The organism is Brevibacillus reuszeri, assembly GCF_001187725.1.
Classification (GTDB): Bacteria; Bacillota; Bacilli; order Brevibacillales; family Brevibacillaceae; genus Brevibacillus; species Brevibacillus reuszeri.
Map to the genome: position 1 here is coordinate 39,867 of NZ_LGIQ01000013.1, position 23,899 is coordinate 63,765.

Consider the following 23,899-nt stretch of genomic DNA (forward strand, 5'->3'; position numbering starts at 1 on the left):
GAAAGGAGGAACTGACATGCCGAAAGTAGCTCTTTATAACCAAACCGGTTCTCAAGTTGGCGAAATCGATCTTGCAGACAGCGTATTTGGGATTGAACCTAATAACTCTGCTTTGTACGATGCGATCGTGATGCAACAAGCATCACAACGTCAAGGTACACATGATGTAAAGAACCGTTCTGAAGTACGTGGTGGTGGCCGCAAGCCATGGCGCCAAAAAGGAACAGGTCGTGCACGCCAAGGTTCCATTCGCTCTCCGCAATGGAAAGGTGGCGGTGTTGTATTCGGTCCAACTCCGCGCAAATACGGTTACAAACTGAACCGTAAAGTTCGTCGTCTGGCACTGAAATCCGCACTTTCTGTTAAAGTACAAAACAATGAGCTTTTGGTATTGGAAGCCCTGAACATCGCGGCTCCTAAAACAAAAGACATGACGGCTGTACTCAGCAGCTTTAAAGCAGATCGCAAAGTTCTGATCGTAACTTCCGAGTTCGACCAAAACGTAGCGCTTGCTTCCCGCAATATCCCAGGTGCAAAAATCGTAGATGCTGCAGGCATTAACGTTCTTGATCTGGTAGCGCATGACAAAGTAATCGTGACGAAAGAAGCGATTGCGAAAGTAGAGGAGGTGCTCGCATAATGAAGAGCCTTCATGATGTCCTTAAACGCCCTGTCATTACCGAGCGCACCACTGATATGATGGCTGAGAAAAAGTACGTTTTCGAAGTACCTCTCAAAGCCAACAAGACAGAAATCAAACAAGCTGTTGAAAAAGTATTTGGCGTAAAAGTAGAAGCAGTTAACACCGTTCGTGTTCCTGCGAAACCAAAGCGCTACGGAAAATACTCCGGTTACACATCCGAGTGGAAGAAAGCGATCGTTAAGCTGACAGATGACAGCAAAGACCTGGCCTTCTACGAGGGAGTATAACCTCGACGACTACCGAAAAGGAGGGTATTAACATGGGTATCAAAAAGTTTAAACCGACTTCTCCTGGTCGTCGCCAAATGACGGTTTCTACTTTCGAGGAGATCACCACGTCGACTCCCGAAAAATCCTTGCTGGCGCCTCTCAGCAAAAATGCTGGTCGCAACAACCAAGGTAGAATCACCGTTCGTCATCAAGGTGGCGGTCATAAACGCAAATATCGTATCATCGACTTCAAACGTAACAAAGATGGTATCATTGGTCGCGTAGCAACCATTGAATACGATCCAAACCGTTCCGCTAACATCGCGCTGATCAACTATGCAGACGGTGAAAAGCGTTACATCATCGCTCCACAAAACCTGAAAGTGGGCGACCAGATTGTATCCGGAGCAGATGCCGACATCAAAATCGGTAACGCACTGCCACTGGAGAAAATCCCGGTAGGTACAACCATCCACAACATTGAGCTGAAACCTGGTAAAGGTGGCCAACTGGTTCGTGCAGCTGGTACTTCCGCTCAATTGCTTGGTCGCGATGGCGAGTTCGTAATTGTACGTCTTTCTTCTGGTGAAACACGCCGCATTCATAACGTATGCCGTGCTACCATCGGTCAAGTAGGAAACCAAGATCACGAACTGCTGAACATTGGTAAAGCAGGACGTTCCCGCTGGATGGGTGTTCGCCCGACTGTTCGTGGTAGCGTAATGAACCCTAATGATCACCCACACGGTGGTGGTGAAGGTCGCGCTCCAATCGGTCGTAAGGCACCAGTTACTCCTTGGGGTAAACCTACATTGGGTCTCAAGACTCGTAAGAAGAAGAACAAGTCCGACCAGTACATCATCCGCCGCCGCAAAAAGTAAGGTAGGCTGATACAATAACCGAACGCCTTTGGCGAAGGGAGGTTCACTAATGGGACGTAGCTTAAAAAAGGGTCCTTTCGTGGATGACCACTTGATGAAAAAAGTTGACGAGCAAAATGAAAAGAACGAGAAACGCGTGATCAAAACATGGTCTCGCCGTTCCACCATTTTTCCTGATTTCGTAGGACACACGTTTGCAGTTTACGATGGCCGCAAACATGTACCAGTTTACGTATCGGAAGACATGGTTGGTCATAAATTGGGTGAATTCGCACCAACTCGTACCTTCAAGGGTCACGTCGACAACGACAAGAAATCCAAGAAGCGCTAATTTTCTCTTGACAGAGAGGAGGTACAAAGATGGAAGCAAAAGCAGTTGCTCGTAATATTCGCATCGCGTCTCGTAAAGTCCGCCTGGTGGTAGACTTGATCAGAGGCAAGCAAGTAGGTGAGGCTTTGGCGATCTTGAAACACACGCCTAAAGCAGCTTCTCCAGTTGTTGAAAAGCTCCTGAAATCGGCTATTGCAAACGCTGAGCACAACTATGAGCTGGATCCAAATAGCTTGGTAGTTAGCAAAATCTTCGTAGACCAAGGTCCTACGTTGAAGCGTTTCCGTCCGCGCGCTATGGGTCGCGCTAGCCGCATCCATAAACGCACGAGCCACATCACTGTGGTACTAAACGAGAAATAAGGAGGGATTACGTGTGGGTCAAAAGGTAAGCCCGGTAGGTCTTCGGATCGGTGTCATTCGTGACTGGGAGTCCAAATGGTACGCTGACAAGGACTTCGCAACTCTGTTGCACGAAGACTTGAAAATCCGCAAGTATGTAAAAGGGCGTCTGAAAGATGCTGCTGTATCCACTATCGAAATCGAACGCGCAGCTAATCGCGTGAACGTAACGATTCACACCGCTAAGCCTGGTATGGTAATTGGTAAAGGTGGAGCTGAGGTTGAAACTCTGCGTAAAGCCTTGACTGAACTGACTGGCAAACGCGTTCATATCAATATCAACGAAGTAAAACGTCCGGATCTGGATGCTACTCTGGTAGCTGAAAATATTGCACGCCAATTGGAAAACCGCATTTCTTTCCGCCGTGCGCAAAAGCAATCGATCACTCGTTCGCTGCGCTCTGGTGCTAAAGGTATCAAAACCTTGGTAAGCGGTCGTCTTGGCGGCGCGGACATCGCACGTTCTGAAGGCTACAGCGAAGGTACTGTTCCGCTGCATACACTCCGTGCTGATATCGACTACGGTACTGCTGAAGCACATACCACTTATGGTCGCATCGGTGTAAAAGTGTGGATCTATCGTGGAGAAGTCCTTCCAGCGAGAAAGAACGTCGCTACTGAGGAAGGAGGCAAGTAATCATGTTGACGCCAAAACGCGTGAAACACCGTAAACAACACCGCGGGAAAATGGCCGGTAACGCAAAAGGCGGTACCACTGTTGCGTTCGGTGAATACGGATTGCAAGCAGTAGAACCATCTTGGGTAACTAACCGTCAAATCGAGGCAGCTCGTATTGCGATGACTCGTTACATTAAACGTGGTGGTAAAGTCTGGATTAAAATCTTCCCAGACAAACCAGTAACACAAAAACCGCTTGAAGTACGGATGGGTTCCGGTAAAGGTTCTCCTGAGAAATGGGTAGCGGTAGTGAAACCAGGCAAGATCATGTTTGAACTTGCCGGCGTACCTGAAGAAGTCGCTCGCGAAGCTATGCGTCTGGCTATGCACAAACTGCCTATCAAGTGCAAGTTCGTGAAGCGTGAAGAAGTGGGTGGTGACGCACATGAAGGCTAATGAGTATCTTAACTTGACCACTGCCGAGATCGAACAAAACGTCGCTTCTTTGAAAGAAGAGTTGTTCAACCTTCGTTTCCAGTTGGCTACCGGTCAGCTCGAAACCACATCTCGCATTAAACAAGTGCGTAAGGATATCGCACGTGCGAAAACCATCCTGCGCCAGAGAGAATTGGGAATCGGTTAATTAAAGGAAGGAGGTTTGAACGATGACCGCAGATCGCAATATGCGTCGAACCGTTGTAGGTCGCGTCGTTTCCGACAAGATGGATAAAACCATTTCGGTTCTTGTTGAAACTTACAAGACACACACTTTGTACGGCAAACGCGTGAAGTACTCCAAAAAGTTCAAGGCTCACGACGAGAACAACACGGCAAAAGTGGGCGACATCGTAGAAATTATGGAAACTCGTCCATTGTCGAAAGACAAACGTTTCCGTTTGGTACGTATCGTCGAAGAGGCAGTAATCGTATAAGTCAGATTTTCGGATAAACGAATCCGAAAGGAGGAACAGTAAATGATCCAAACTCAGACGAGATTGGCTGTTGCTGACAACTCCGGTGCTAAGGAACTCATGTGCATCAAGGTTCTGGGTGGTTCCGGTCGCAAAACGGCGAACATCGGGGATGTAATTGTGTGCTCCGTTAAATCCGCTACACCCGGTGGCGTTGTCAAGAAGGGCCAAGTAGTTAAAGCAGTTGTAGTTCGTACAGTAAGCGGCGTACGTCGTCAGGATGGCTCTTACATCCGTTTCGATGAAAATGCAGCTGTAGTAATCAAAGATGATAAGTCCCCTCGTGGTACGCGTATCTTTGGACCTGTGGCTCGTGAGCTCCGTGAAAAGGATTTCATGAAGATCATCTCTCTGGCTCCAGAGGTTATCTAATTGAACGGCAAAACTCAGGCAGTTTGTTCGATAGGAGGTGCACCAAGCGATGCACGTTAAAAAAGGCGACACTGTTATCGTAAATGCGGGCAAAGATAAAGGCAAAAAAGGTCGCGTTCTCGCTGCTTATCCGAAGAAAGAACGCGTTCTGGTTGAAGGTATCAACCTCGTGAAGAAACATAGCCGTCCGTCTCAAGCTAACCCGCAAGGTGGCATTGTGACTCAAGAAGCAGCTATCCACGTATCTAACGTATCTTTGATCGATCCGAAGTCCGGAAAAGCAACTCGCATCGGTTACAAGGTTTTGGATAACGGTAATAAAGTTCGGTATGCGAAAAAGTCTGGCGAAGTACTCGATAAGTAGTCAGGTTGGAAAGGAGGATGTCCTAGATGGCAACAAGATTGAAAGAAAAGTATTCAAACGAAATCGTGCCTGGCTTGATGAGCAAGTTTAACTACTCTTCCGTCATGCAAGTGCCGAAAGTAGAAAAGATCATCATCAACATGGGTGTTGGCGAAGCGGTTGCTAATGCTAAAGCTTTGGATACTGCAGTTGAAGACTTGGCGTTGATCGCTGGTCAAAAGCCTGTAGTAACTCGCGCAAAGAAATCTATCGCTGGTTTCAAATTGCGTGAAGGTATGCCGATCGGTGCGAAGATTACTCTGCGCGGCGAGCGTATGTACCACTTCCTCGACAAGTTGATGAACGTATCTCTTCCGCGTGTACGTGACTTCCGTGGAATCTCTTCCAAGGCATTTGACGGTCGCGGTAACTACACACTTGGTCTGAAGGAACAACTGATCTTCCCTGAGATCGAGTACGATAAAATTGACAAAGTACGCGGTATGGACATCGTTATTGTTACTTCCGCGAAAACGGATGAGGAAGCTCGCGAGCTCTTGACTCAAATGGGTATGCCATTCCGTAAATAAACCCACTCGTAAGGAGGGAAGAATGTGGCAAAGAAATCAATGATCATCAAGCAACAGCGGCAGCCGAAGTTTGCAGTACGCGCGTACACTCGTTGCGAGCGTTGCGGACGTCCTCACTCCGTATTGCGTAAATTTAAACTCTGCCGTATTTGCTTCCGTGAACTTGCTTATAAAGGTCAAATTCCAGGCGTGAAAAAAGCAAGCTGGTAATTTGAAACGGGAAGGAGGTTTTCTCTCATGGTTATGACTGATCCAATCGCAGATATGTTGACTCGCATTCGTAACGCCAACATGGTTCGCCACGAGAAAGTGGAAATCCCGGCGTCCACCATCAAGAAGGAAATCGCGCGCATTCTGAAAGAAGAAGGCTTCATCCGCGACGCGGAGTTTGTTGAAGACAACAAACAAGGTATCATCCGTGTATTCCTGAAATATGGTGCGAACAACGAGCGTGTAATCACAGGTCTGAAACGTATCTCCAAGCCTGGTCTTCGTGTATATGCTAAAAACACTGAAGTACCTAAGGTATTGGGTGGTCTCGGTTGCGCGATCATCTCTACATCCACTGGTGTAATGACTGACAAGCAAGCTCGTCAAGCAACTGTTGGTGGAGAAGTACTTGCATATATTTGGTAAACTAGCAGATAGAAAAAGCACAGGAGGTGCACCACATGTCTCGTGTCGGTAGAAAACCGATCGTGGTACCTGCAGGCGTTACCCTCACTCTTAACGGAACAGAGCTGACGGTAAAGGGCCCTAAGGGTCAACTCGTTCGTAGCTTCCATGAAGATATCAAAATCAACATCGCTGAAAACGAAGTAGTAGTAGAGCGTCCAAGCGATAATAAACTTCACCGTTCCTTGCATGGTACGACTCGTGCGCTTGTTGCCAACATGGTAAACGGCGTATCTGAAGGCTTCACTCGTACCCTGGAACTGGTCGGTGTAGGTTACCGTGCTGCCAAAACTGGCAACGGAATTACTCTCTCTCTTGGTTTCTCCCACCCAGTGGAAGTTACTCCAGAAGAGGGTATTGAAATCGACGTACCAAACCAAACCACTCTGGTGGTTAAAGGGATCAACAAAGAGCGCGTAGGCCAAATTGCTGCCGAAATCCGTGCACTTCGTAAACCTGAGCCTTACAAAGGTAAAGGGATCAAGTACAGTAATGAAGTGGTTCGTCGTAAAGAAGGTAAAAAAGGTAAATAAGCTTCTAGCTTCATGAGAAAGGAGGCCGCTTAATGTTTACGAAAGCTGATAAAAACAAAGCTCGGAAAAAACGTCACCTGCGTATTCGCAAACGCGTGATTGGTTCTACCATTCGCCCGCGTCTGAACGTATTCCGTTCTTCTAAGCACATCTACGCTCAATTGATTGACGATGCAACTGGAGCAACTTTGGTTTCCGCATCTTCTTTGGATAAAGAGCTGGGCCTGAATAATGGCGCAAACGTGGAAGCTGCTACAGCTGTTGGCACACTGATCGCTAAGCGTGCACAAGAAAAAGGTGCGACCGAAGTGATTTTTGACCGCGGTGGTTACATCTATCATGGACGTATTAAAGCACTGGCAGAAGCAGCTCGTGAAGCTGGTCTGCAATTCTAACAACAAGGAGGGTAAGGAATGCGTATCGACCCTAGCAAATTAGAGCTCGAAGAAAAAGTAGTCGCAGTTAACCGCGTAGCTAAGACGGTTAAAGGTGGACGTCGCATGAGCTTCAGCGCCCTGGTTGTTGTGGGTGACCGTAACGGCCATGTAGGTGCTGGTATGGGTAAAGCTCAAGAAGTTCCAGACGCCATTCGCAAAGCGATTGACGACGCTAAGAAAAAATTGATCCGTGTACCGATGAGAGGAACGACTGTTCCGCACGAAGTATTGTGCCAATTCGGTGCAGGTAAAGTTCTCCTGAAGCCTGCTTCTGCGGGTACAGGTGTTATCGCTGGTGGACCTGTTCGTGCCGTTCTCGAACTGGCTGGTGTAGGCGATATCTTGAGTAAGTCTCTTGGTTCCAACAATCCTATCAACATGGTCAACGCTACGCTGGAAGGCCTCGGTCGTCTGAAAACAGCGGAAGATGTCGCGAAATTGCGCGGTAAGACTGTTGACGAGTTGTTGGGTTAATAAGGAGGGAATGAACATGGCAAAATTGCAAATCACCCTCAAACGCAGCTTGATCGGACGCACTGTCGATCAACAAGACACTGTAAAAGCTCTGGGTCTTCGCAAATTGAACTCTACCGTTGTCAAAGAAGATAACCCTGCGATCCGCGGTATGGTATTCAAAGTGAAACACTTGGTTGAAGTGAAAGAAGTAGAAGCATAAACAAACATCTCAATTAGTTAGGAGGTGCAACGTATGAAATTGCATGAACTGCAACCTGCAGAAGGATCCCGTCACACTCGTAAGCGCCTCGGTCGCGGTATCGGTAGCGGAACTGGCAAAACTGCCGGTAAAGGTCACAAAGGTCAGAAAGCTCGTTCCGGCGGCGGTGTACGTCCTGGATTCGAGGGTGGTCAAAACCCATTGTACCGTCGTCTGCCTAAGCGCGGGTTTACTAACATCAGCCGCAAAGAATTTGCGATTGTGAGCTTAGACGCGCTGAACCGCTTCGAAGAGGGCACTGTAGTAACACCTGAACTGTTGAAAGAGACTGGTGTTATCAGCGCGCTGCGCGACGGTGTTAAGGTTCTGGCTAACGGTGAACTGACAGTGAAGCTGACTGTAAAAGCTCACAAGTTCTCCGGAGCTGCTGCTGAGAAGATCGCTCAAGTCGGTGGAACAACCGAGGTGATCTAATGTTAGCGTCCTTAACTAACATTTTTAGGATTGGCGATTTACGTCGTAAGATCCTTTTTACACTCATGATGCTAGTGGTATTTAGGATCGGAAGCTTTGTGCCAGTTCCTAACGTAAATGTCGAGTTGTTTCAGCAGAACACAAGCCACTTGCTGGGATTGTTGAACACCTTCTCTGGAGGTGCACTGCATAACTACTCGATTTTTGCCATGGGAATCATGCCTTACATTACCGCTTCAATTATCATGCAGCTGATGTCGATGGATGTCGTTCCAAAGCTTACGCAATGGGCGCGTGAAGGTGAAGTTGGCCGTCGCAAGATCGCTACGGTTACTCGCTATTTCACGATTATCCTTGGCTTGATTCAGTCTGTAGGGATGACGATTGGTTTCAACAATATCGCGCCTGGGTTGCTCAAGGATACGTCTATAGGCAGCTATGCACTGATTGCGTTGACTCTGACCGCCGGAACTGCATTCATGATGTGGATGGGTGAACAGATTACTGAAAAAGGTATCGGTAACGGGATTTCGATCCTGATCGTTGCTGGTATCGTCGCTAACATTCCAAACGGAATTACGACGATCTACACCACGCAATTTGCTGATCCTTCTCAGAACATCTTCTTCAGCATCGTTAAAGTTGTGATCATCCTGCTGGTGATCCTCGCCATTATTGTCGGGGTTATCTTTATGCAGCAAGGTATTCGTAAAATTCCAGTTCAATATGCTAAAAGAGTGGTTGGACGTAAAATGTATGGTGGTCAATCTACCCACATTCCACTGAAAATCAACTCAGCTGGTGTTATTCCTGTTATCTTTGCGATCTCGCTCGTAATTTTCCCGTCAACAATTGCACAGTTCTGGGTGGACCAATCCAGAACAGGTGTTGCCAACTGGATTTATGAAAACTTCCAGCCGAGTGCAGGTTTGGGCATGCTGCTTTACGCAGTGTTGATTATCGGCTTTACCTACTTCTACACCTTTGTCCAGATCAATCCTGTACAAATGGCGGAGAACATGAGGAAAAATGGCGGTTACATTCCTGGTATTCGACCTGGTAAAAACACTGAGGTGTACATTACTCGTACGTTGAACCGCTTAACATTGGCTGGTGCTTTGTTCCTGATGGCTATCTCCATCTTGCCGTTCTTCTTCAGCAAGTTGGCTAATTTGCCACAGCAGATTTACATCGGTGGTACTTCGCTGTTGATCGTAATCGGGGTTGCCCTTGATACGATGAAGCAAATCGAAAGCCAGATGATCAAACGCCATTACCAAGGGTTCATCAAGTAATACCTGGGTTTTTACAGAAAAGCCTCTGTAGCTTTTCTTTATGGGACGGAGGGAATGAACGTGAATATAATTCTGATGGGACTGCCTGGAGCCGGTAAAGGGACTCAGGCAGAACGAATCGTAGAAGAGTTTAACATTCCGCACATTTCGACTGGCGATATGTTCAGAGCGGCGGTCAAGAATGAAACGCCGCTCGGACTAGAAGCTAAGTCCTATATGGATAAAGGCTTGCTGGTTCCCGATGAGGTTGTCATCGGGATTGTGCGGGAACGCCTGTCAATGGAAGATTGCGCCAAAGGATTCCTGTTAGATGGTTTCCCGCGCACTGTTCCCCAGGCGGAAGCGTTGACTGCTACTGTAAAAGAGCTGGGACGCGAGATTAACCATGTGATTAACATCAACGTTCGTCGTGAACAACTGATTGAACGTCTGACCGGTCGCTGGATTTGCCCTGTTTGTGGAGCTAGCTATCACACGATGTTCAATCCTCCAAAAGAGGCTGGCGTTTGTGACAAAGATGGTGGTAAGCTGTATCAGCGTGAGGATGACAAGCCGGAAGTGGTAGCACAACGACTTGACGTCAACATTGCTCAAACACAACCACTCATTGATTACTACTCCGCTCAGGAACTCCTGCGAGATATCAATGGGGAACAAGATATCCAGGTAGTGTTTGCGGAAATTAAGTCTTTGCTAAGAGGGTAATTGCGAATGATTATCCTAAAGTCGAAAGCAGAACTTGAGGTTATGCGCGAAGCTGGTCGTATCGTCGCACTCACCCATCAAGAACTGGCTAAGGCGATAAAGCCTGGTGTCACGACGAAGCAGCTAGACGAAATTGCCGAGACCTTTATCCGTAGTATGGGAGCAATTCCATCATTCAAAGGCTACGGTGGCTTTCCAGGAAGTATCTGTGCTTCAGTCAATGAAGAACTCGTACACGGGATCCCAGGACAGAGGGCGTTGCAAGAGGGAGACATCATTAGTCTAGACATCGGTGCCCAGTTTCAGGGTTACCACGGCGACTCCGCTTGGACGTACCCCGTCGGCAAGATTTCCGCAGAAAATGAGAAGCTGTTGCGAGTAACAGAAGAGTCGTTGTTCAAGGGGCTTGAAAAGGCTTTGCCTGGTGCACGACTGTCTGATATCTCACATGCAATTCAGATTCATGCAGAATCTGCCGGTTTCACACTCGTTCGCGAGTATGTGGGGCATGGGATTGGACAAAACTTGCACGAAGATCCGCAGGTTCCTAACTACGGCCCTCCTGATCGAGGTCCACGGTTAAAACCAGGCATGGTGTTGGCAGTTGAGCCAATGGTAAATGCCGGCGAACGTTATGTCCGCACATTGGAGGACAATTGGACGGTAGTAACATTGGATCGGAAAACTTGTGCTCATTTTGAACACACCATCGCGATTACGGAAGATGGCTATGAGATTTTCACACGGATGTAAAACGGTAGTTCCGATGGATTTCGGGATTGTCGTCCAACGTGTCGACGATAAGTTCGTTGTGTGATCATTTCGCAAAACTCATGGTCCGACTGAAGAGCAGAAGAAAGGAGAGTTTACCATGGCAAAAGATGATGTAATTGAGGTGGAAGGAACGGTAATCGAGCCTTTGCCGAATGCTATGTTTCGGGTAGAATTAGAGAATGGACATAAGATCCTTGCTCACGTCTCTGGAAAAATCCGCATGCACTTTATCCGTATCCTGCCGGGGGATAAAGTAACTGTTGAACTGTCGCCGTACGATTTGACCCGCGGTCGTATTACGTACCGCTATAAATAGTTAGTAAAACCCCTAGAAAAGGGAGGCAAGAACCATGAAAGTGAGACCTTCGGTTAAGCCGATCTGCGAGAAATGCAAGGTTATCCGTCGTAAAGGTAACGTAATGGTTATTTGTGAAAATCCGAAGCATAAGCAAAAACAAGGGTAAACAAGGAGGTGCTTTTTACACATGGCACGTATTGCAGGCGTTGACTTGCCACGCGAAAAACGCGTCGAAGTCGCTCTTACCTACATCTTTGGTATTGGCCGCCCCACGTCTCAAAAAATTCTGTCTGCCACTGGCGTAGATGCGAACACTCGTGTTCGTGATCTGACAGAAGACGAAGTTGGAAAACTGCGTGAGTACATCGACAAAACGGTTAAGGTGGAAGGCGATCTCCGTCGTGAGATTTCTTTGAACATCAAACGTTTGATGGAAATCGGTTGCTTCCGTGGCATCCGTCATCGTCGTGGACTCCCTGTTCGCGGTCAACGTTCTAAAACGAATGCTCGTACGCGCAAAGGTCCACGCCGTACAGTAGCAAACAAGAAGAAGTAAAGGAGGGTAATCTGACATGGCGAAAAGAAAACAGGCTACAGCAACTCGTACCCGTCGTCGTGATCGCAAAAATGTTGAAGTCGGCGTAGCACATATTCGCTCTACTTTCAACAACACGATCGTAACTATCACAGATCCACACGGTAACGCGATCTCTTGGTCCAGTGCTGGTTCCCTCGGCTTCAAGGGCTCCCGTAAAAGCACTCCATTTGCTGCGCAAATGGCTGCTGAAGCGGCTGCACGTGTTGCAATGGAACATGGCATGCGTTCTCTTGAAGTATCAGTTAAAGGCCCAGGTGCTGGTCGCGAAGCAGCGATCCGTTCCCTGCAAGCTACTGGTCTTGAAGTGAACATGATTAAAGACGTGACGCCAATTCCGCACAACGGTTGCCGTCCACCAAAACGTCGCCGCGTGTAACTGGTTTATATCGTTCAGAACATGTCCATACTAGAATGGTAAATTCTGATTTATAGCTTGTCATGCACGCAAACGGTAAACCGCCGGGGAAATTCCTGAGTGGGCACGTATGCGGCCCACCCAAGGATTTCGACGTTTTGAAGGAGGGTTTGTTTAATGATAGAAATAGAAAAACCAAAAATCGAGGTTGTGGAAGTTAGCGACGACAACTCGTATGGAAAGTTTGTTGTAGAACCTCTAGAGCGCGGATATGGAACTACCCTTGGCAACTCGCTGAGACGAATTCTTCTTTCGTCCTTGCCAGGCGCGGCAGTTCGTACCGTTCAAATCGATGGGGTTCTTCACGAGTTCTCTACGGTTGAAGGCGTCGTTGAAGATGTGACCGAGATCATCCTGAACATCAAAGGCTTGGCGCTGAAGATCCATTCCGATGAAGAAAAAGTAATCGAGATCGATGCAGAAGGCGAAGGCGTTGTCAAAGCGGGAGATATCCGTGCTGACAGTGATGTGGAGGTCTTAAACCCTGATCTTCATATTGCAACGTTGGCCAATGGCGGTCGTCTGCATATCCGCATGACAGCTGGACGTGGTCGTGGTTATGTTCAATCAGACGGAAACAAATCGGAGGATCTGCCAATTGGCGTGATTCCGATTGATTCGATCTACACGCCGATCAAGCGCGTTAACTACCAAGTGGAAAATACCCGCGTAGGGCAAATGACCAACTATGATAAGTTGACTCTTGAGGTTTGGGCTAACGGTAGTATCAGTCCGGAAGAAGCCGTAAGTCTCGGCGCTAAAATCATGACAGAGCACCTGAACCTGTTTGTCGGTTTGACTGATGAGGCGAAGGATGCAGAAATCATGGTGGAAAAGGAAGAAGACAAGAAAGAGAAAGTCTTGGAGATGACTATCGAAGAGCTCGATCTTTCTGTCCGTTCCTACAACTGCTTGAAGCGTGCCGGTATCAATACTGTGCAAGAGCTGACGCAGAAGACCGAAGAGGACATGATGAAAGTGCGCAACCTGGGACGCAAATCTCTGGAAGAAGTACAAGAAAAGTTGGCTGAACTGGGCTTGTCCCTGCGCAGCGACGACTAGAGAAGCAAACCGATAGCACGTTTTTGTTCTCTCGAGTAAGAGGGAGGTAAAGAACATGGCATACCGTAAATTGGGTCGTCGCAGCTCAGCTCGTAAAGCGCTGTTCCGTGACTTGGTAACTGACCTGATCATTAACGAGCGCATCGAAACTACAGAGATGAAAGCGAAAGAACTTCGCCCAATCGCTGAAAAAATGATCACGCTCGCGAAACGTGGCGATCTGCATGCTCGCCGTCAAGTTGCTGCTTTCGTTCGCAAAGAAGTTGCGAATGCAGAAGGCCGCGATGCTGTTCAAAAACTGTTCGATGAAATCGCGCCTCGTTTCAAAGAGCGCAACGGTGGATACACTCGTATCCTGAAAACCGGCCCTCGTCGTGGCGACGCTGCTCCAATGGCGTACATCGAATTCGTATAAGTCATCACAAGATATTGGTCGCTATGCCTTGGTTACGGGATACTCTCCCTAACCAGGTATACTACCGCGAAAAGGGTGGGGGCAGATCTGGTCATAGGCTGGACTCTGATTCAACCCTTTTTTCCTTTCTATCAGTTATTTCTCGTTCGTTCCTTCGTAGGTAATGGGGAGGATGTGATAGCCTCATGAATGAGGAGAGCCTGCTAGCGTTACAGAATGTCTCTTTTGCTTACGATGATGAGGAAGGCAAACGAGTACCCGTACTGAATAGCGTCGATGTGACGATTGATAAAGGCTCGTTTGTCTCGATTCTTGGGCATAATGGGTCGGGTAAGTCGACGATGGCCAAGCTGATGAATGCCTTATTGCTTCCTGCGGGAGGCAAGGTACTTGTCAGCGGTATGGATACCCAGAACGGTGAAGTGCTATGGGAAATCAGACAGCATGTAGGCATGGTCTTTCAGAATCCTGACAATCAGATTGTTGGGGCAACTGTGGAGGACGATGTGGCCTTTGGGCTGGAAAACATGGGGGTCGATCCCAAGGAAATGCGAGCTCGGATTGACGAGACGCTATTTTCTGTAGGCATGGAAAAGTATTTGATGGCCGAGCCTCATCGGTTGTCTGGTGGGCAAAAGCAGCGGGTGGCTATCGCGGGGATTTTGGCTATGCGGCCTTCTGTTATTATTTTTGATGAAGCAACCGCGATGCTAGATCCGAAGGGTAGACAGGAAGTGCTGCTTTTGGCACGTAAGCTTAATCGTGAGGAAGGGATCACGATCGTCAACATTACTCACTTTCCCGAAGAGGCTATTTATTCGGACCGCGTCATCGTCATGCGCGCTGGCGAAGTCATGATGGAGGGCCAACCGAGTGAGGTATTCAGCCAGGTAGAGCGACTCAAGGAAGCAGGCCTCGATGTACCATTCGTTGTTCGGTTACGTCATGAGCTTGCTGCCAAAGGAATCGATCTACCGTTTGTACTGCACCAAGAGGAGCTGGTGGAGCACGTATGCAAATTACTTTTGACCAAGTAAGCCATATCTATGGCAAAGGTACGCCGTTTGAACGGGTAGCCTTGCAAGATATATCCCTGACGATCCCATCTGGTTCGTTTGTAGGCATTATTGGCCAAACCGGCTCCGGCAAATCTACACTTATTCAGCACCTGAATGGTTTGCTCACTCCTTCATCCGGTCAGATCGTGTTGGGGGATGTGGTCATTACACCTTCACGGCGACTACCACATGCACAGAGACGGGATATTGGCCTTGTCTTTCAATATCCTGAACATCAGCTGTTTGAAGAAACGGTAGCCAAGGACGTCTCTTATGGTCCTCTCAATTTTGATTTGCCAGTTGAGATGGTGGAATCTCGTGTACGTGAGTCACTAGAGGTTGTAGGTTTGGACTACGAATCGATCAAAGACCGCTCGCCATTTCATTTGAGTGGCGGTCAGATGCGCCGTGTGGCTATTGCAGGCGTGTTAGCTATGCAGCCCAAGGTGCTGGTCTTGGACGAGCCGACAGCAGGTCTTGATCCTGCTGGACGTAAGGCTATTTTAGAAGGAATTCATCGCATCCATGTGGAGCAAAGCTTGACGACTTTGTTGGTGACGCACAGCATGGAGGAGGCGGCGCGCTATGCCGACTATTTGCTTGTCATGGCAGGAGGGCAGGTAGTCTTGCAGGGGAAGCCAGGCGAGGTATTTATGCAGGCAGAGAGATTGCGTGAATTGTCTTTGGATGTACCAGAGACAGTCTCCTTTGTTTCTCGCCTGAATCAATTGTTACCGAGCGAGAATCATCTGCAAACCTCCCTGTATCGGGAAGAAGATCTGATCGCCCATCTGTTGGAACGTCTGTCCGTTCAGAGGGAGGTCTAGATATGCTGCAGAATATCGCAATCGGTCAATATGTGCCAGGAAAATCGTTTCTTCACCGTTCTGACCCGCGAAGCAAACTGCTCTTTATCATTCTTTTTGCTACCTTGGTCTTTTTGGCGAATAATGCGGTCTCCTACGCCATTCTCGTTGGTTTTACTTTGCTTACGGCAGTGCTCTCGCGTCTCTCGCTTTCCTATATTCTAAAAAGCCTGAAGCCGGTCTGGATTCTCATCGTGTTTACTGTTGTGCTGCACATCTTCATCACCAAGGGTGGCGCCGTTTATTATCAGCTGGGATGGTTTTCGATAGAAGAAAACGGTGTTCGTCAGGCGATTTTTATCTCGCTGCGCTTGAGTTTGCTTGTCCTTATGAGTTCACTTTTGACGCTGACCACCTCTCCAATTGATCTGACTGAAGGACTGGAGCGCTTGCTCGGGCCGTTTGGTCGCTTTGGCGTACCGGTCCATGATATTGCGTTGATGATGTCTATCGCGCTTCGTTTCATCCCAACCCTGATGGAGGAAACGGACAAGATCATCAAGGCACAGACAGCAAGGGGAGCCAATTTTACCAGTGGAAGTCTCGTGCGTCGAGCGAAGAGCTTAATTCCTATTGCGATTCCTCTGTTTATTAGCGCGTTTCGACGTGCGGAGGAATTGGCTTTGGCGATGGAGGCACGCGGCTATCGTGGGGGCGTTGGAAGGACCAGGCTCAATAAGCTCAGCTTTTCTTGGCGTGATGCTGCTGTGGCTGTTACAGGAGTCGTCTTGGTGCTGGCAATAGGGTGGTGGCGAGTATGAGACGTCTGCGATGTGTCGTAGGATATGACGGTACCGATTATAGCGGTTTTCAGGTTCAGCCAGATCAGACGACGATCCAGGGGGAAATTGAGGCGGCTCTTTTTCGGATTACCGGAGAAGAGATACAGATACATGGCTCAGGGCGGACAGATGCCGGTGTTCATGCACGTGGTCAGGTGATCCATTTTGATACGAATAGCCATATTCCGATGGATAAGTGGCGCTTCGTGCTGAATAATCAGCTGCCTGATGCGATTGTGATCCGATCAGTGGAAGAGGTTCCAGAGTCGTTTCACGCCCGTTTTGACGTGCAGATTAAAGAATACCGCTACTGCATCGACAACAGTCCTGTAGCAGATGTTTTTCGCCATCGCTACGCGGATCATATCCGCTTCCCGCTCGACGTGGAAGCCATGCAGCAAGCTGCCCGTCATTTAGTAGGGGAGCATGATTTCACATCCTTTTGTTCTGCAAAAACCTTTGTCTGCGACAAGGTCCGTACAGTGTATGGCTTAACCGTTGAACGCCGCGGGGAGGAAGTATGGGTAATCTGCAGGGGAAACGGGTTCCTGTACAACATGGTACGCATCATTGTGGGAACATTGGTAGAAGTCGGCCAAGGGAAGCGTACAGCAGATGAGTTGGCGGCTATTCTTGCTGCCTGTGATCGTGAGAAAGCAGGAAAAACGGCTCCAGCAAAAGGACTGACCATGTGGGAGGTCGTCTATTAGTTCTTCGATTTCCAACTATTAGCCTTGACGAAGACACTTGACTATGCGTTCCCTATGTAGTACGATATTCCTTGGTATTTTAACCCCGCCTAGCCCCACTCTAGCCCCGGGATTGAATAACAAGATCGTGACTACATGGAACACCTGGGAGAGTTGCTCACCCGTAACAGCAACAATCTTCCATTTGCAAGTTTCGATGTTTTTGGTTATAAGTAGATGAACATGTTTGAGGTAAGATATTTAGGAGGGACAAAAATGCGTACCACATATATGGCGAAACCGCTCGAAGTTGAGCGTAAATGGTACATCGTTGACGCAGAAGGTCAAACGCTTGGCCGTCTGGCGAGCGAAGTAGCTTCTATTCTGCGCGGCAAACTGAAACCAGAATTCACTCCTCACGTTGACGCTGGCGATTTCGTAATCGTAATCAACGCTGACAAAGTGAAATTGACTGGTAAAAAACTGCAAGACAAAATCTACTACACTCACTCCCTGTATCCAGGTGGTTTGAAAAAGACCACTGCTGGCGACATGCTGAACAAGAGACCAGATCGTATGTTCGAACTGGCTGTAAAAGGCATGCTGCCAAAAAACAGCCTGGGACGTCAAATGTTCACCAAGCTGAAAGTATACGCTGGAACTGAGCATCCGCACGCAGCACAAAAACCAGAAGTTTGGCAAATTCGCGGTTAAGGTAAAGGGAGGAAATATACGTGGCACAAGTACAATACTACGGTACAGGTCGTCGTAAGCACTCCGTAGCACGCGTTCGCCTGGTTCCAGGTGAAGGTCGCATTGTGATCAACAAGCGTGAAATGGATACTTACTTTGGTTTGGAAACACTGAAATTGATCGTAAAACAACCACTCGTTCTGACTGAAACTCTTGGTCGTTACGATGTTCTGGTTAACGTTAACGGTGGCGGAACCACTGGTCAAGCTGGTGCTATCCGTCATGGCGTGGCTCGCGCTCTGCTGAAAGCAGATCCGGAATTGCGTGGCGCTCTGAAACGCGCTGGCTTCCTGACTCGCGATCCTCGTATGAAAGAACGTAAAAAATACGGCTTGAAAGCAGCTCGTCGCGCTCCTCAGTTCTCCAAGCGCTAATTGCTTTCTCAGGATACAACCCCTTGTCTGTTCGCAGGCAGGGGGTTTCCTTTTTTGCGGGTATATTTGTCCATGTTTGTCCATATGATGGAACGAGAATGGGACAAAGGGGACGATACACCGTGACAAGAAAAGGAGTAGGCTGGATACTAGCTTTTGCTTTACTTATTTTGTTGTTCACCTATGAAGCACCGGATCGTTCCTCCTGGATGGCTTGGTCATTGCCTTTGACGGGAACCGTTATTGCTATTGATCCTGGGCATGGAGGAAAGGATGGCGGAGCCGTTTCGAGTACGGGGAATGTAGTGGAAAAAGAGGTAACCCTTGCGATTAGTATGTACCTACGTGATTTCTTACAGCAGTCTGGCGCTTTTGTCGTGATGACACGAGAAGAGGACAAGGATTTGGCTTCACCGGAGGCCGATAAGGCGAAGAAACGAAAGTCAGAGGATATCCGCAACAGAGTAAAGCTTGTGAACGAAAGTGCTCCAGACTTTTTGATCAGCATTCATGTCAATTCCATTCCTTCTCCCAAGTGGTCTGGAGCGCAAACGTTTTATTCGCCCACGTTTAAGAAAAGCGAGGATGTATCGTTTCTGATTCAGGACGAAATCAAGCGAGTTCTCGGGAATACGGATCGGATCCCCAAAAAGACAGAAAATGTGTTCCTGATACGGGAGGTAACCTGCCCTGCGGTATTAGTAGAGGTAGGATTCGTGAGCAATACGGATGAGGCCAAGAAGCTGCAGACAGTGGAATATCAAAAGGCGATGGCGAATGCGATTTACCAAGGGATATTACGGCAGTATTCTGGTGAGAAGGCAGCGGTTACACCTTGAGCGGGTGGTGGCCCGTGTCCCAGCCGTTCGAATATGCTATAATGAACCCGCAAACATTAGCAGCATCGATACGCAATGAACGAAAAGAAGATAGATGAGGTGAACAAAAGATGTTGACCAAAGAACAGATTTTAGAAGCACTGCGTGATGTCAAAGACCCTGAAATCAATCGCAGTCTGGTTGAACTCAATATGATTCGCGATATTCGCATCGAAGGCGATACAGTTAGTCTCACAGTCGTTTTAACGATTACAGGCTGTCCTCTGAAGGCGAAGATCGAGGATGATGTGGTCGCAGCAATTCGGGCGCTGGGAGCCGAAAAGGTGAATCTGCAGTTCGGAGCGATGACGGATGAGGAGCGTGCTGCCCTGAGTGCACAGCTGCGTGGTGGGCAAGCCCAGACGCACAACATGACTCCCGGACAAGCTCCATTGCTCAACCCGATTTTGGCGAAGGATTCGAACACAACATTCATCGCTGTCACCTCTGGAAAAGGCGGCGTGGGTAAATCGACGGTTACCGTCAACCTGGCAGTAGCCTTGGCTAGACTGGGTAAAAAGGTTGGCATCATCGACGCAGATATTTACGGCTTCAGCGTACCGGATATGATGAACATTGACCAACGTCCAACCGTTATTGGGGAAACGATTCTGCCCGTTGAAAAGCAAAATGTAAAAGTGATGTCCATGGGCTTCTTTGTGGAAGACAATTCTCCAATTATTTGGCGTGGCCCTATGCTGGGCAAAATGCTGCGTAACTTTTTCTCCGAAGTACACTGGGGAGAAGAACTGGATTATTTGCTCCTCGACCTGCCGCCTGGAACAGGTGACATGGCGCTTGATGTGCATACGATGATTCCGCAAAGCATGGAGATCGTCGTAACCACACCACATGCTACAGCAGCTTTTGTAGCAGCTCGTGCAGGGGCAATGGCGAAGCGCACAGGACATGAGATTTTAGGAATTGTGGAAAATATGGCTTGGTATGAGGCCAAGGATGGTTCCAAGGAATATGTCTTTGGACGCGGTGGTGGAGCTAAGCTGGCTGAAACCTTGGCGTGTGAGCTTCTGGCTCAAATTCCGCTTGGACAACCTGATAATCATCCATCGGAGCCGGATTATTCTCCATCGATTTATGGAGAAAAAACGGCAATCGGCCAATTGTATATAGATATGGCCAAACGTGTAGTGGAGAAATGTTCAGAGGTAACTACACGATAAAATGCTTAGACCTTACCGTACATGAAAAAGGTGGGCTCTCTTACAGAGCTCACCTTTTTACATTCATTGAGAACCGCCACCGCCACTGTTTCCGCCACCGCTGCTACCTTTTTCTCCACCACCGCCGCCTTTTTTCTTCGATTTCAGTTCCTTCGGCTTGGTCATATCCTCGGATACTTTTGTGAGCAGCTTCATCAGTTCTTCCTGAAACAAGGGGCTCTTTAATGAGTCCTTCATAATTTGCATAGTCTGCTGACGGTATGCTGCGCTTTTCATCAGATCCATCAGGTTTTTTTCAAACTCAGGGTCCTTCATGATGCTCATGAGATCCTTTTGGTACTCGGGATCCTTCATCAAGTCCTTCATCAACGTTTTTTGCTCGGTTTTTAAGGACTTGGCCAAGGTGCTGGCGAACTTCGGGTCTTTAAACGCCTCTTTAATGTGAGGGCTATTCGGATTGGTCATGCTTTGCACTAAAGTTGTCCGAACGGTGGACTCGTCCAGCATCAGATTTTGCTTGAACTTATCGTCCTTCATCATTTTTTCGACCGATTTTTTTGCTTCGTCCGTCTGCAAAATGTCCAGCACCATGTCTTTGACGCTTTTATAATCAGGCTGAGACGAACTTTGCGCTTGTCCCCCGCTTGAGCAACTGGTCATAACCAGACAGACAAATGCGAGAAACCCAATAGTCATTGCCTTCATTCTCATGGGGTGGACACCTCCTCCTTTACTCTGCCTATAAGTAAAGTGCGCAGTTTGTTTTGTTCTTACGCTAGTATTTTCTTGCATGCATTGGTACAATCATATTCGATGTGGATGGGAGGGAATGTTTGGTGAGTTTGCGTAAGTATGGCTGGCTTTTTATCACCACCCTGCTGCTTGGAGGGTTGGGCGGTGTCTTGGTGGCCTTGATTTTTGATTTGTCCAAACTGCTGGAAGGCAGCATCGGAAACTTTTTTGTAGGCACTCTGATGTATTTGCTGTATGGCATGACCATCAGTATTGTAGCCCAGATGGGTTTTTTCGCGTATATGACGATAAATTATTTTGCCAAGACAATTTTTAAAACTCCGTCTATGTGGAGAAGTGTCCAGGTATTCCTTATTATCTTTGTTTTTTTTGATATGATTTACCTCCGCTACACATCACTGGGTGAAGGCGGATCAATAGGTCCTTATTTCATTGAGCCGATTATTTTATTAATTGTTGCTGTAGTAACCGCTTATGGGAAAACAAGCTTAACGAATCGAACTGCTTGGGTACCCACTCTGTTTTTTATGTATGTAGTTACCGCTCTGGAGTGGATTCCGGCTTTAAAAGAAAATGATGTGCACGCTACATTATCGATGCTCGTGCCTTTATTGTTCTGTAACGTATGGCAAGTCATGCAACTACATCGCTTGGTAAAAAGAGAAAGCTGACCAGATTAGGGGGTCAGCTTTTTTCTATCTTGTCTGCATTAATTGATTTCCTTGCTCTGCACGCTTGTTCCCGCAATCAGCTCGGAGACAGTAACGAATTCGTAGCCTTGCTCGCGCAGCTTGTCGATGATGACAGGAAGGGCTAAGTGAGTTTCCTTGCATGAATCACTGGCGTGCATGAGGACAATATCGCCTGGATGTGCTTTTGACAGGACATTCTTAATAATCGTTTCTGAGCCCGGATTCATCCAATCCTTGGAGTCTGTGTCCCATTGGATGACAGAATAGCCCATCTGATTAGCGATTTGCAAAACGCGCTTATCGAAGTCACCATTTGGCATGCGGATGAGAGCGGGCTTTTGTCCGGTCATTTCTTTCAGAATGGTATCCGCTTTTCCGATTTGGGAGCGGATCTCTTCATCCGAGTATTTGCTGTAGTTGTCATGCTTGTGCCCGTGCGAGCCAATCTCCAAGCCGTCTTCCTTGATTCTTTTGATGATGTCTGGATGGCGCTGCCCCCAGGGAGAGGAAAGGAAGAAGGTTGCCTTGTTCACTTTCTTCTCCTTCAAGATATCCAGGATAGGAATTGCGCGTGTCTCTCCCCAGCTAATATCGAAGGTGAGAGCGATCTTTTTCTCTTTTGTATCTACCTTGTAGATGGCCTGTGGAGCTTGGGGACTAGTAGTACTGCCCGAAAATGCGGAAATCGTGTCTCGCTCTGTATAACCGATTCCGGCAGCCAACAGAACGGCGGTCAAAATAATTAAAATTTGTTTCAAGCGCTTTGCACTTACGACATAAATGAATCTCATAAAAGAGCACCTCCTTTGTCCGATAACAGTTTATGCATGTAAGACAAGGATATTCTTTGGTCAGTTGGTTATTGTTGAGGTACAATGCATATAGATAAATTACAGGCTGTAAAGGAGCGTGGCTCATGAACAATCAACTTCGGCGTTTGTGGTTAGACAATCGACGCTTTTTCTTGGCTGCCTGCTTGATTTTTGTGGGAGGCGGCTTGATCGGATATTTCCAGGCGCCAGCCGTGGAAGCCATGGTGAGTAGTCTGATGGATCAGATGAAGGAAATTGCGGAGCGAATCAAAGAAAATGGCGGCGGTGTTTTTGCTACCTTTTGGACGATTCTCTCAAATAACGTCCTCAGTGCATTAATGATGATGGCCCTGGGATTATTCTTTGCTTTTTTTCCCATAATTGGAATGATGGCTAATGGTGTGCTGCTCGGATTTATCATCTCGAAATATAGCTCAGTTGGAATTAGCCCCTGGTTAATTTTTAGCGCAGGTATTTTGCCACATGGAATATTTGAACTGCCAGCTGTTTTGTTTGCAGCGGGAATCGGGATTCGATTAGGAGCGCTAAGCTTTCGGTCAGTCGGCGTATTATTTGCACCGCACAAACTGGATCGGTTGAAAAATGACTGGTATGACACGCTGAAGCAATTTCCATTTGCGGTTCTCGCTGTCGTCGTCTTGTTGGTGGTTGCAGCGATTGTTGAAAGCTCGATCACACCGTATATTCTCAAGTCAACAGTAGGAGAACAGCTCCAGCAGCTAAACTTGCTAAAATAATTCAGAGTTTGCCAACAAATTGAAGCCTTCCTAAACGGAGGGCTTTTAATTTTGAATAGGGTTGAATTTTGATGGAAAAGATAGTGGGTAGACTCGTAAGGCGGAGGGCGATAACGTTGCTGGGGTTTTTATTTAACACAAAAGAAGTACAAGAATTAGAGTATCTGCTGAAGCGTGAATTGGAAGAAATGCTTCTTGATTTTAGTGATAAGCGAATTGATTATTTGGTGAAGCGGGCCATGGAGGAACGGTACTCAATTATGTTTCGGATGTACGCGCGAATCGCCTCGCCGAACGAGCTTTCAAAGTATGTGAGACGTAGAAAGCTGGGCGAGGAACATTTCACTTGAAAACTTTTTTAAAAAACATATTGACTCAAATATAGGGAACGTGATAGATTAGTTCTTGTCCTTAAGACAACATCACGAAAAACGATGAGTGCAAAACGGACAATGAATACTAAGAATGCTCCTTGAAAACTGAACAGCGAAAGCGTTAATGAGTCTATCATTAAATGATTTGCCAGC

41 protein-coding genes are annotated in these 23,899 nt (G+C 47.6%); 39 read left to right on the plus strand and 2 right to left on the minus strand.

The genetic code is table 11. The features are described from left to right. The first annotated feature begins 16 nt into the window (after window positions 1-16). From rplD to ADS79_RS30515, 36 genes are all read left to right on the plus strand, one after another. Window positions 17-640, plus strand: coding sequence for a 50S ribosomal protein L4 (gene rplD / locus ADS79_RS30340; protein ID WP_049742229.1), 624 nt, complete (start codon window positions 17-19; stop codon window positions 638-640). Next, window positions 640-930 carry a 50S ribosomal protein L23 gene (gene rplW, locus ADS79_RS30345; RefSeq protein ID WP_049742230.1) on the plus strand — a complete coding sequence of 97 codons (291 nt, stop codon included), beginning with the start codon at window positions 640-642 and terminating at the stop codon, window positions 928-930. The genes rplD and rplW overlap by 1 nt, the downstream gene beginning before the upstream one ends. A 32-nt stretch (window positions 931-962) precedes the next feature. Then, a complete protein-coding gene (gene rplB, locus ADS79_RS30350) occupies window positions 963-1,793 on the plus strand; it encodes a 50S ribosomal protein L2 (protein ID WP_049742231.1) in 831 nt (276 codons plus the stop codon). Window positions 1,794-1,842: 49 nt separating this feature from the next. Continuing rightward, window positions 1,843-2,124, plus strand: coding sequence for a 30S ribosomal protein S19 (gene rpsS, locus ADS79_RS30355; RefSeq protein WP_007716246.1), 282 nt, complete (start codon window positions 1,843-1,845; stop codon window positions 2,122-2,124). 29 nt (window positions 2,125-2,153) lie between these two features. Then, a complete protein-coding gene (gene rplV, locus ADS79_RS30360) occupies window positions 2,154-2,486 on the plus strand; it encodes a 50S ribosomal protein L22 (protein WP_023558735.1) in 333 nt (110 codons plus the stop codon). A 13-nt stretch (window positions 2,487-2,499) separates the two neighbouring features. Further along, window positions 2,500-3,162 (plus strand): 30S ribosomal protein S3, encoded by a 663-nt coding sequence (rpsC, locus tag ADS79_RS30365; protein WP_049742232.1) that lies wholly within the window; start codon window positions 2,500-2,502, stop codon window positions 3,160-3,162. Between the two features lie 2 nt (window positions 3,163-3,164). Beyond that, window positions 3,165-3,599 (plus strand): 50S ribosomal protein L16, encoded by a 435-nt coding sequence (rplP, locus tag ADS79_RS30370; protein ID WP_049742233.1) that lies wholly within the window; start codon window positions 3,165-3,167, stop codon window positions 3,597-3,599. Then, window positions 3,589-3,786: a 50S ribosomal protein L29 gene (gene rpmC / locus ADS79_RS30375; protein ID WP_049742234.1), complete on the plus strand. Its 198-nt coding sequence runs from the start codon at window positions 3,589-3,591 to the stop codon at window positions 3,784-3,786. The genes rplP and rpmC overlap by 11 nt, the downstream gene beginning before the upstream one ends. A gap of 22 nt (window positions 3,787-3,808) precedes the next feature. Further along, a complete protein-coding gene (rpsQ, locus tag ADS79_RS30380) occupies window positions 3,809-4,075 on the plus strand; it encodes a 30S ribosomal protein S17 (protein ID WP_049742235.1) in 267 nt (88 codons plus the stop codon). Window positions 4,076-4,117: 42 nt separating this feature from the next. Continuing rightward, a complete protein-coding gene (rplN, locus tag ADS79_RS30385) occupies window positions 4,118-4,486 on the plus strand; it encodes a 50S ribosomal protein L14 (protein WP_049742236.1) in 369 nt (122 codons plus the stop codon). A 49-nt stretch (window positions 4,487-4,535) separates the two neighbouring features. Beyond that, window positions 4,536-4,850 carry a 50S ribosomal protein L24 gene (gene rplX, locus ADS79_RS30390; RefSeq protein ID WP_049742237.1) on the plus strand — a complete coding sequence of 105 codons (315 nt, stop codon included), beginning with the start codon at window positions 4,536-4,538 and terminating at the stop codon, window positions 4,848-4,850. Window positions 4,851-4,876: 26 nt separating this feature from the next. Next, window positions 4,877-5,419 (plus strand): 50S ribosomal protein L5, encoded by a 543-nt coding sequence (rplE, locus tag ADS79_RS30395; protein ID WP_049742238.1) that lies wholly within the window; start codon window positions 4,877-4,879, stop codon window positions 5,417-5,419. A gap of 24 nt (window positions 5,420-5,443) precedes the next feature. After that, entirely contained in the window at window positions 5,444-5,629 is a 186-nt protein-coding gene (locus ADS79_RS30400) for a type Z 30S ribosomal protein S14 (protein ID WP_005828830.1), read from the plus strand. Between the two features lie 27 nt (window positions 5,630-5,656). Further along, the gene (gene rpsH, locus ADS79_RS30405) at window positions 5,657-6,055 is read left to right on the plus strand and encodes a 30S ribosomal protein S8 (RefSeq protein ID WP_049742239.1); all 399 of its coding nucleotides are present in this window, start codon (window positions 5,657-5,659) and stop codon (window positions 6,053-6,055) included. A 35-nt stretch (window positions 6,056-6,090) separates the two neighbouring features. Continuing rightward, window positions 6,091-6,627: a 50S ribosomal protein L6 gene (gene rplF, locus ADS79_RS30410; protein ID WP_049742240.1), complete on the plus strand. Its 537-nt coding sequence runs from the start codon at window positions 6,091-6,093 to the stop codon at window positions 6,625-6,627. Window positions 6,628-6,659: 32 nt separating this feature from the next. After that, complete coding sequence (gene rplR / locus ADS79_RS30415) at window positions 6,660-7,022, plus strand: 50S ribosomal protein L18 (RefSeq protein WP_007716266.1); 363 nt, start codon at window positions 6,660-6,662, stop codon at window positions 7,020-7,022. Window positions 7,023-7,040: 18 nt separating this feature from the next. Next, window positions 7,041-7,538 carry a 30S ribosomal protein S5 gene (gene rpsE, locus ADS79_RS30420; RefSeq protein ID WP_049742241.1) on the plus strand — a complete coding sequence of 166 codons (498 nt, stop codon included), beginning with the start codon at window positions 7,041-7,043 and terminating at the stop codon, window positions 7,536-7,538. 16 nt (window positions 7,539-7,554) lie between these two features. Then, window positions 7,555-7,740, plus strand: a complete 186-nt coding sequence (gene rpmD / locus ADS79_RS30425) for a 50S ribosomal protein L30 (protein WP_049742242.1) — start codon at window positions 7,555-7,557, stop codon at window positions 7,738-7,740. Between the two features lie 33 nt (window positions 7,741-7,773). Next, window positions 7,774-8,214, plus strand: coding sequence for a 50S ribosomal protein L15 (rplO, locus tag ADS79_RS30430; protein WP_049742243.1), 441 nt, complete (start codon window positions 7,774-7,776; stop codon window positions 8,212-8,214). Further along, on the plus strand, window positions 8,214-9,509 hold the full coding sequence (secY, locus tag ADS79_RS30435; protein ID WP_049742244.1) for a preprotein translocase subunit SecY: 1,296 nt from the start codon (window positions 8,214-8,216) through the stop codon (window positions 9,507-9,509). The genes rplO and secY overlap by 1 nt, the downstream gene beginning before the upstream one ends. 60 nt (window positions 9,510-9,569) lie before the next feature. Further along, window positions 9,570-10,214: an adenylate kinase gene (locus tag ADS79_RS30440; protein WP_049742245.1), complete on the plus strand. Its 645-nt coding sequence runs from the start codon at window positions 9,570-9,572 to the stop codon at window positions 10,212-10,214. Window positions 10,215-10,220: 6 nt separating this feature from the next. Continuing rightward, window positions 10,221-10,967 (plus strand): type I methionyl aminopeptidase, encoded by a 747-nt coding sequence (gene map / locus ADS79_RS30445; protein WP_049742246.1) that lies wholly within the window; start codon window positions 10,221-10,223, stop codon window positions 10,965-10,967. A gap of 118 nt (window positions 10,968-11,085) precedes the next feature. Further along, window positions 11,086-11,304, plus strand: coding sequence for a translation initiation factor IF-1 (infA, locus tag ADS79_RS30450; protein ID WP_023558720.1), 219 nt, complete (start codon window positions 11,086-11,088; stop codon window positions 11,302-11,304). 34 nt (window positions 11,305-11,338) lie between these two features. After that, on the plus strand, window positions 11,339-11,452 hold the full coding sequence (rpmJ, locus tag ADS79_RS30455) for a 50S ribosomal protein L36 (RefSeq protein WP_003333770.1): 114 nt from the start codon (window positions 11,339-11,341) through the stop codon (window positions 11,450-11,452). Between the two features lie 21 nt (window positions 11,453-11,473). Beyond that, a complete protein-coding gene (gene rpsM, locus ADS79_RS30460) occupies window positions 11,474-11,842 on the plus strand; it encodes a 30S ribosomal protein S13 (RefSeq protein ID WP_049742247.1) in 369 nt (122 codons plus the stop codon). Window positions 11,843-11,858: 16 nt separating this feature from the next. After that, window positions 11,859-12,260, plus strand: a complete 402-nt coding sequence (gene rpsK / locus ADS79_RS30465) for a 30S ribosomal protein S11 (protein ID WP_005828803.1) — start codon at window positions 11,859-11,861, stop codon at window positions 12,258-12,260. A gap of 156 nt (window positions 12,261-12,416) precedes the next feature. Continuing rightward, a complete protein-coding gene (locus ADS79_RS30470; RefSeq protein ID WP_049742248.1) occupies window positions 12,417-13,361 on the plus strand; it encodes a DNA-directed RNA polymerase subunit alpha in 945 nt (314 codons plus the stop codon). Window positions 13,362-13,416: 55 nt separating this feature from the next. Beyond that, window positions 13,417-13,776 (plus strand): 50S ribosomal protein L17, encoded by a 360-nt coding sequence (gene rplQ / locus ADS79_RS30475; protein ID WP_049742249.1) that lies wholly within the window; start codon window positions 13,417-13,419, stop codon window positions 13,774-13,776. 185 nt (window positions 13,777-13,961) lie between these two features. Next, window positions 13,962-14,813, plus strand: coding sequence for an energy-coupling factor transporter ATPase (locus ADS79_RS30480; protein WP_049742250.1), 852 nt, complete (start codon window positions 13,962-13,964; stop codon window positions 14,811-14,813). After that, on the plus strand, window positions 14,789-15,661 hold the full coding sequence (locus tag ADS79_RS30485; protein ID WP_049742262.1) for an energy-coupling factor transporter ATPase: 873 nt from the start codon (window positions 14,789-14,791) through the stop codon (window positions 15,659-15,661). The genes ADS79_RS30480 and ADS79_RS30485 overlap by 25 nt, the downstream gene beginning before the upstream one ends. Window positions 15,662-15,663: 2 nt before the next feature. After that, window positions 15,664-16,461 carry an energy-coupling factor transporter transmembrane component T family protein gene (locus tag ADS79_RS30490; RefSeq protein WP_049742251.1) on the plus strand — a complete coding sequence of 266 codons (798 nt, stop codon included), beginning with the start codon at window positions 15,664-15,666 and terminating at the stop codon, window positions 16,459-16,461. Further along, the gene (gene truA / locus ADS79_RS30495) at window positions 16,458-17,192 is read left to right on the plus strand and encodes a tRNA pseudouridine(38-40) synthase TruA (protein WP_049742252.1); all 735 of its coding nucleotides are present in this window, start codon (window positions 16,458-16,460) and stop codon (window positions 17,190-17,192) included. The genes ADS79_RS30490 and truA overlap by 4 nt, the downstream gene beginning before the upstream one ends. Before the next feature lie 255 nt (window positions 17,193-17,447). Continuing rightward, window positions 17,448-17,885, plus strand: a complete 438-nt coding sequence (gene rplM / locus ADS79_RS30500; protein ID WP_049742253.1) for a 50S ribosomal protein L13 — start codon at window positions 17,448-17,450, stop codon at window positions 17,883-17,885. A 20-nt stretch (window positions 17,886-17,905) separates the two neighbouring features. After that, the gene (gene rpsI / locus ADS79_RS30505) at window positions 17,906-18,298 is read left to right on the plus strand and encodes a 30S ribosomal protein S9 (protein ID WP_005828788.1); all 393 of its coding nucleotides are present in this window, start codon (window positions 17,906-17,908) and stop codon (window positions 18,296-18,298) included. 122 nt (window positions 18,299-18,420) lie between these two features. Then, complete coding sequence (gene cwlD / locus ADS79_RS30510) at window positions 18,421-19,137, plus strand: N-acetylmuramoyl-L-alanine amidase CwlD (RefSeq protein WP_269083458.1); 717 nt, start codon at window positions 18,421-18,423, stop codon at window positions 19,135-19,137. A 110-nt stretch (window positions 19,138-19,247) separates the two neighbouring features. Beyond that, the gene (locus tag ADS79_RS30515; protein WP_049742255.1) at window positions 19,248-20,357 is read left to right on the plus strand and encodes a P-loop NTPase; all 1,110 of its coding nucleotides are present in this window, start codon (window positions 19,248-19,250) and stop codon (window positions 20,355-20,357) included. A gap of 63 nt (window positions 20,358-20,420) precedes the next feature. Here the strand turns inward: ADS79_RS30515 and gerD are convergent, their stop codons facing one another. After that, window positions 20,421-21,068: a spore germination lipoprotein GerD gene (gene gerD, locus ADS79_RS30520; protein ID WP_049742256.1), complete on the minus strand. Its 648-nt coding sequence runs from the start codon at window positions 21,066-21,068 to the stop codon at window positions 20,421-20,423. Between the two features lie 125 nt (window positions 21,069-21,193). On the opposite strand from gerD, the gene ADS79_RS30525 reads away from it, so the two are divergent. After that, window positions 21,194-21,781: a KinB-signaling pathway activation protein gene (locus ADS79_RS30525; RefSeq protein WP_049742257.1), complete on the plus strand. Its 588-nt coding sequence runs from the start codon at window positions 21,194-21,196 to the stop codon at window positions 21,779-21,781. Window positions 21,782-21,819: 38 nt separating this feature from the next. Here the strand turns inward: ADS79_RS30525 and pdaB are convergent, their stop codons facing one another. After that, window positions 21,820-22,593, minus strand: coding sequence for a polysaccharide deacetylase family sporulation protein PdaB (pdaB, locus tag ADS79_RS30530; protein ID WP_049742258.1), 774 nt, complete (start codon window positions 22,591-22,593; stop codon window positions 21,820-21,822). A gap of 125 nt (window positions 22,594-22,718) precedes the next feature. On the opposite strand from pdaB, the gene ADS79_RS30535 reads away from it, so the two are divergent. Then, complete coding sequence (locus ADS79_RS30535) at window positions 22,719-23,372, plus strand: stage II sporulation protein M (RefSeq protein ID WP_049742259.1); 654 nt, start codon at window positions 22,719-22,721, stop codon at window positions 23,370-23,372. 116 nt (window positions 23,373-23,488) lie between these two features. Continuing rightward, a complete protein-coding gene (locus ADS79_RS30540; RefSeq protein WP_049742260.1) occupies window positions 23,489-23,722 on the plus strand; it encodes a hypothetical protein in 234 nt (77 codons plus the stop codon). The last annotated feature ends 177 nt before the right edge of the window (window positions 23,723-23,899 follow it).